The 4,734-nt window shown below is 35.3% G+C and carries 3 protein-coding genes; 1 reads left to right on the top strand and 2 read right to left on the bottom strand.

Going from position 1 to position 4,734, the window contains the following annotated elements; genetic code table 11:
- Positions 1 to 392: Rpn family recombination-promoting nuclease/putative transposase (locus ACKI3D_RS07120; protein ID WP_407393262.1), on the bottom strand; the 392-nt coding region annotated here is incomplete at its 3' end.
- A 304-nt stretch (positions 393 to 696) separates the two neighbouring features.
- Here ACKI3D_RS07120 and ACKI3D_RS07115 point away from each other — a divergent pair.
- Positions 697 to 840, top strand: coding sequence for a hypothetical protein (locus tag ACKI3D_RS07115; RefSeq protein WP_407393260.1), 144 nt, complete (start codon positions 697 to 699; stop codon positions 838 to 840).
- Between the two features lie 386 nt (positions 841 to 1,226).
- Here the strand turns inward: ACKI3D_RS07115 and ACKI3D_RS07110 are convergent, their stop codons facing one another.
- Positions 1,227 to 4,352, bottom strand: coding sequence for a hypothetical protein (locus tag ACKI3D_RS07110; RefSeq protein WP_407393258.1), 3,126 nt, complete (start codon positions 4,350 to 4,352; stop codon positions 1,227 to 1,229).
- Positions 4,353 to 4,734: the final 382 nt, after the last annotated feature.

The raw sequence follows: 4,734 nt of genomic DNA, 5'->3' as shown, positions 1-4,734 counted from the left end.
TTCCCATGATACACCACATCCGTACCATTGCCCAGATTGAAATAAACGATGTTGATGCTATAAATCTTGCGGATGTTTTCATAGCCCTCTCCTCGGTTGATGTATTCGGTTACCAACTTGGATGTACCGAACAACATACGTTGGAAATAAGCATATTCATTATTGTTTTGTATCTCAATGATAAACAGCTCTCCCTTGTCATTCTCCGCCAGAATGTCCACACGGTTAGCCTTGTCGAACTCACTTTCCTGATTACTCTCGTTTTCAAGAAGTTTCTGTATTTTCATTTCCTGACCCAAAAGAGTGGTCATCAATCCTTCCAAGACGGCATAATTGGCCTTGTCTCGAAGCAGGCGTTTCATCGCCCAATCAAATCGAATGTAATTATTCATCTGTATATCTCTTATTAGTTATTTTTGCAAAGAAACAAAGTTTATTCGACTTTTCCTAATGGATTGTCGTTTTATCGCACTGAAAAAAGTTCAGAATCACCCTTCACACCATTCACGGGTTCACAAAATAATCTATTTTGTTCTTGTTTTAGTGTTACAGATTAGGATTTCCGCAAAATAAATTGTTTCTTTGCTAAAATATTAAAACGAGAATTTTATGAATACAAATTTAAATGTGAATATCAGTCTTCCTCAGTCGGAATTTACGATTTTGAAGAAATTAGCAAAGGCTTTAGGTTGGAACTTGTTTGTTCAAGAGAAGCCTGAAGAATTGAGTGTCTCACAGAGGAAAGAACTGGTAGATAAATTATATGGTTGTGTACAGCTTCCTGAAGACTTCGACTATAAGAAAGAATTGGAACTTGCTATAAAAAATAAATACGAATGATGAAAAGACGGATTTTTTTAGATACAAATATCATTATAGATTACTTGTCAAATCGCATTCCTTTTGGAGAAGCTGCAAAACAAGTTTTTACCATTTCACCGAGAAACAATCAGTTGTGTATATCAGTATTGTCCTTTACTTAGAAATTCAAAAGATTTTGTTCATTCAACCATACCTGTATATACACCAACAGAGTTTTTACAAATACCCTATTGGATGGAAGATTCCGATAATATGATTTTGAATGAACCTGAAATGGTATATCGAAAGAAAAGAAGTGAATTGTAAGCATCCGAATAACTGCAGCAACTGCTACCACACAAATGGAATAACTTTTACTATAATAACAGTAATGGCTGCACTTTTTAGGGTGCAGCCATTGGGAATTATTCTCCTTCAGATGAAGCATTCTCATTTTGTACTTTAAATTCTCCTGTATATTGCACCTTGTCAAATCCTTCTTTGACATCTAAATACAATTCCTGGGTTTCTCCATTGGTATTGGTATTGTTAAACGTAATAGTTCCCTCACCTTCCAGACTATCTACATAAAAACGAATAATACCGTCATTAACCTGATTGTTCACATCAAAAGTAACATCATTTTTCACATTCCATGCTGATATTCCCACCAAACCTGTCGTTGCCAACTGATGCTGAATGTAATTCACAGTTGCTTCAAACCAACCATTACCGCTTATGTTACTATAATTATACGCTAGTTTATCTTCTTCCTTTATTTCAAATATCATTGTCTCCTTATAAGTACCTTCTTTAAACAAGGAACCATTGACAACTGTACCGCCTTCAATGGATATACCAGATTTAAATGTATTATCATCCTGATGATTGTGAGTAAAACTAATGTCACCTGTGATATTACTGCTTTCCAAACTTCCTTTAACCCATTTACTTTCCGCTTCCAACTTAAACACCTGTCCCGCATTTATTGTCGATTCTTGGAAATATAAAAAACCATCCTTTACATGTACTGCATTTTTAATAGCCCTTGATTCCACAGTCACGGAATTTAAAGTCAAATAAGTATTCTCAATAGAAGTGGTGCCAATATGTTCAATCATATATCTTAGAGTATCAGCTTTTTTAAGTTCAGGCCCATATATAGTAGCATTTCGAATAGTTAAATTAGCTGTAGAACTAATAGCCGCTGTGGCATCTGGATGATTCGCAAATATATTCTCGTCTATAAAGAGTATACGTCCACCCAAATCAATAGCATAATTTTCGGTAAGTTCTATCGGTGCAGTCAATATAATGTTTGTCCTATTGTCTGGATCTTCCAAAATAGCTTGTAGACCAACCAAATCCGTTACTGGAGTACCTTCGGCTACATGGTCTCCGCCTTCAGGCTTATCACCGCCTTCTTCCACATATACACCAATATTTTCCCAACCAATATAACCTGCACCAACTTGTGCACCATTATTGAATACATATTCAGGCAAATTCAGGCTTGCATTTGATGAGGCTCCCTTTACCAAATTACCATTGATAGTACCACCTTCAAATATCAACATGGCATTCAATGTTTTATGAGTACTTTCGATATAAATGTCTCCATTAACAGTTCCGTAAATACGTGAATAATAACGTGGTCCACTTTGATTCGCCACATAATGAATGGCATTGCCTGAAGTAGTGATTTTACTAGAACTTCCTGTCATTAACAAATCATCATCCATAAAAACAGCATTCGCAATACCTGTTCCTGTTGATAAAGATACATTCGTCAAAAGCAATTGTTTATGTGCACCTCCTGACATTGATATATAATAATCATGTAAATCCGAAGTCTTACCACCGGTTAAATTACCATTTCTCAAAATTAGAGCTTCCGAACAAGTGATTACTGCATTTTTTCCTTTGTTGTCAGTATAACCAACTGAAAGAGTCTTTCCGTTTAGATCAATTTCTGTTTGAGCTATAATAGCCAAAGGTTCGTCCAATACAATGTTATCACCAAACTTAATATTTGGTTCTGCATCTTCCAAAGCAGCTTTCAATTCTTTGAAATCTGAAACAGTTGTCTGTTCAGGAGTTACTGATGGTTTGTTATTGTCAATCACATTGATTTTATCCTTACCAAACACCGCATTGACTTCACCACCTTTTTCAATGGTTACTACTGTTTCTTTATCATCATTATCATCAGCACGTTTAATCTCACCAACTTTACCAAATACTTGAACATTACCTTGCTTGATAATCAACGTTTCAATTTCCACGTCTTTTTCTACAACAAGAGTACTTGGAGCAGTTGCAACAGTCATTTCTTTAATAAACAATACATTACCATCATCCGATTTTACGGTTACGGTTGTGTTCGGCATATCAATTATAACCCGTTGTTCAACTTGTTCTTGCGTTGCATTAGAAGGAAGAATCACGGTCATTTCTTCAATTTGGCTAGCAGTAGCTGTAGTAGAATTATCACCACCTGCATCAGGGGCACTACTTTCTGTAGAAGTAGAAGTAATAGTGATAACAGCATCGTTACTCTTAATTTCTTCGATAGCTACAATCGCTTCCTTCTTATTATCAGAAAGTTGAATTGGCATTTCAATAGTCACATTCTTTACTTCTTCTGGTACTGAAGGAATATTTACTGCATTTTCTTTTGTATTAATTTCAACGGTTACATCTGCTGAAGTGCTTGGAACTACCTTATCATGAACTTTACTAACAGAACCATTAGCATCCACCGCAACTTTGGCATCAGCATAGAGCGGTTTACCAATCGTAGCATCCTTTAAACTAACTGGCGAATTAGTAATGGGTTCTAAAATTTGACTATCGTCAGATTGCATATAAAAATGAATGTTTTCTTTTGTCGCATTGCTCTTCAAATCGTATGGAATATACAATTTTCCTTCAATGAATTCAGCATCAGTCAAATTGATGAATTTATCAGTCTTTGATGTATATTTTAAAGAAACATTTCCTTCCGCATCCACTTTTACAACACCATTTTCATCTTTTTCGATTTCTGCCGTTGCTGCCAATGGGATTAAGTTGTCAGTAGCAGTACCTGCAAAAAGTTTAAAGTTAGCAGTAGTTTCATTTCCTTCTTCATAATCCAAATTCTCTACTACCATCATACCACAGGTATTATCAAATGCAACATTCTTATTTGCACTAATGGTACCGACCATCGGAGTTCTGATTTCTCTACCGGTAAGTGTACTCAAATCTACTTTTCCACCATCAGGAACCGGATAAATAGAATAATAGAGGTCTGCTGGGTCACCAAATACAAAACCGGTAAATGTACCTGTAGGTTTACCTGGCTCACTAGTCAATGTCAATGTACCAGTTACTCTACCATCCTTACTACTTACATAGATTCTGTCTCCCTTTGTCCAATACATCGGCAAAATTTTCTTGCCATTTTCATTGATATAAGGGTTACCCAAATGAGTACGACTCTGTACACCCTTACTAGCAGTCAAAGTAAACTGCTGACCTTGTTGTGAACCACCTTCGTCCACCAATTTTTCACTTTGGCAACCTACCAAAGCAAGGAGAGACGCTAAAATTACCCCCCCCCAATTTAAATTTTCTTAACATAATTAAGATGCTTTAGCTGTTATAGTTATTAATTATTTACAATATACACATTAATATATAGAATTCGTACAAAATTAGGCATTTATATCTTAAAAAAGAAAAGAAATCTTAAAAAACTTACTAGAATAATTCCACGAACATGGAAGCATACACCGAAAATTAAAGCAGAGAAAACGCATGAATGCTAAGTTTTTATTTTTCAGCGGTATTCGTTTGTTCAATAAAATTATTTCAGCTGTTTTTAGAAGAATTTGTTAGAATCAGTCTAAGTGAACATTTTTTAATTAATCGTTACAGAACAACAAG

This window comes from Methanobrevibacter sp. (assembly GCF_045586545.1).
Lineage (GTDB): Archaea > Methanobacteriota > Methanobacteria > Methanobacteriales > Methanobacteriaceae > Methanocatella.
The sequence above is the reverse complement of the archived record's forward strand: the minus strand, read 5'-3'. Positions and strand labels throughout refer to the sequence as shown.